2 protein-coding genes are annotated in these 2,401 nt (G+C 73.9%); both read right to left on the reverse strand.

All coding sequences use genetic code 11. The annotated features are described in order from the left end of the window. Nucleotides 1-1,198, reverse strand: a 1,198-nt coding sequence (locus KDM41_17945) for a sigma-54-dependent Fis family transcriptional regulator (GenBank protein MCB1185305.1), incomplete at its 3' end; no start/stop codon positions are given. Continuing rightward, on the reverse strand, nt 1,195-2,401 hold a 1,207-nt coding region (locus KDM41_17950), incomplete at its 5' end, for a HAMP domain-containing protein (GenBank protein MCB1185306.1). The genes KDM41_17945 and KDM41_17950, both read right to left, overlap by 4 nt.

Consider the following 2,401-nt stretch of genomic DNA (forward strand, 5'->3'; position numbering starts at 1 on the left):
CGGCGCCGCCGGCGGCGGTCCCGGCGTCGCCCCCGGTGCCGATGCCGCACCGCGCCAGGTCGTCGGTGCCGATGGGGTCGCCCGGGGCCAGGATCGCCAGCCGCTCGACGGCGTTGCCCAGCTCGCGGATGTTGCCCGGCCAGGGCAGCCCGCGCAATCGCTCGAGGGCGGCGGGCGCGAAGGCGCGCTGGGGCAGGGCGTTCTCGTCGAGGTAGGAGGCCAGGAAGTGCTCGGCCAGCAGCGGGATGTCGGCCGCCCGCGCGCGCAGGGGCGGCACGTGGATGGGCACGACGTTCAGGCGGAAGAAGAGATCCTCGCGGAAGGTCCCGGCCGCGGCCTCCGCCGCGAGGTCCTTGTTCGTCGCGGCGAGCACGCGCACGTCGACGCGCACGGTGTCGTTGCCGCCGACCCGCTCGATCTCGCCTTCCTGCAGGGCGCGCAGCACCTTGGCCTGCGCCTTCAGCGACATGTCGCCGATCTCGTCCAGGAAGAGGGTGCCGCCGTGGGCCTGCAGGAACTTGCCGTCGCGGGTCTGGGTGGCGCCGGTGTAGGCGCCCTTGACCGCGCCGAAGAGCTCGCTCTCGATGAGCTCCTCGGGAATGGCCGCGCAGTTCACCTTCACGAACGGCTTGCCCGCCCGTTCGCTCGCCTCGTGCACGGCGCGGGCCACGAGCTCCTTCCCCGTGCCGCTCTCGCCGGTGATGAGCACGCGCGCACCGGTGGGCGCCACCCGCGCCACCTGGGCGCGGATGTCGCGCATGGGCGGCGTCTCGCCGACCATCAGGTGCCGGCGGCTCTCGCGGTCGCGCAACTGGCGCACCTCGCGGCCGAGATTGCGCACGTCCAGGGCGTTGCGGATGGCCACGAGCAACCGCTCCTTGCCGAGCGGCTTCTCCATGAAATCGAAGGCGCCGCGGCGCGTGGCCTCGACCGCCGTCGAGATGGTGCCGTGACCGGAGATCATGATCACCGGCAGCTCCTTCTCCGAGGCGTGCAGGCGACCGAGGACCTCCAGGCCGTCGATGCCGGGCAACCGCACGTCGAGCACCACCACGTCGGGCCGTTCCTCGGCCACGCGCGCCAGGCCCTCCTCGCCGGTCTCGGCGGTGTCGACGGTGAAGCCCTCGTCGGAGAGCACCATCTGGAAGGTGCGCCGGATGTTCCGTTCGTCGTCGATGATCAGCACGCGGGGCGTCATGGCGCCGTCTCCTCGGATGTTGCCGGATCGGCCACCGGTTCGGTCAGCGGCAGATCGAGGGTGAAGGTCGTGCCCGTGCCGGGCGTGCTCGCCACGTCGATGCGCCCGCCGTGGCCGGCGACGATGTTGGCGACGATGGCCAGGCCGAGGCCCATGCCGTCGCGCTTGGTGGTGAAGTCGGGCTCGAAGACGCGCTCGAGGTTTTCCGGGGCGATGCCCACGCCGCGGTCGCTCACGGTGAGCCGCACGCCGGCGCCCCCGGAGCGCGCAACCGCCAGGGCCACCGGCCCGGCGACGCCGGCCTCGCCCATGGCCGCCTGGCCGTTGTCGACCAGGTTGATCAGCACCCGGCGCAGGGCGTCGGCGTCGAACCAGCCGTCGAGGGCGGCGTCGGCGCCGGCGAGGGCAAGCCCCTCCGGGCCATAGAGCTGTCCGACGTCGCGCAGCAGGGCCGCCAGGTCGCTGCGGGTCGGCACGGGCTTCGGCAACCGGGCGAAATCGCCGAACTCGCGCACCAGGCGCCGCAGGCTTTCCACCTCTTCGCCCACGATCTCGGCCACCTCGTCGAGCAGGGCGCGGTACTTCTCGTCGTCGCCCGGATAACGGTCGCGGGCCTGGTTCACCGCCAGGAGGATCGGCGTGAGCGGATTCTTCACCTCGTGGGCCAGGGTGCGCGCCATGCCGCGCCAGGCGGCGGCGCGCTCGAGGCGGGCCAGGTCGCGGCGCTGCTCGGCCAGGCGGCCCACCATGGCGTCGAAGCTGCGCACGAGTTCGCCCACCTCGCCCGGGCCCTCGTGGACGAGCCGGAACTCCAGATCGCCGCGGCCGACGCGGCGGGTCGCGCCCACCAACCTCTCGAGGGGCCCGACCATGCGGCGCGACCACAGCGTGCCCACGACGAGGGCGACGACGATCAGGCCCACGTAGACCACGAGGAACGGGCCCACGAAGCTGAGCACGACGCGCCCTTCCTCGGCGCGCACCGCCTTGAGCAGGCTGACGCCATCGGTGAGCCGGCCGGCCCGCGCGACCATGCCGTCGGGCAGGGGCTGCAGGACCACCGCGGCGTCGCCCGCCGGCCGGGCGACCACGGCCACGAGGGTGTCGTCGACGCGGCGCGACGGCGCGACGGCGCCGGCGGCCGGACGCTCCCACGACGCGACCTGGTCGAGCAGGGCGGGACGGGCGGCGAGGTAGGCCTCG

The organism is bacterium (genome assembly GCA_020440705.1).
Classification (GTDB): domain Bacteria; phylum Krumholzibacteriota; class Krumholzibacteriia; order LZORAL124-64-63; family LZORAL124-64-63; genus JAGRNP01.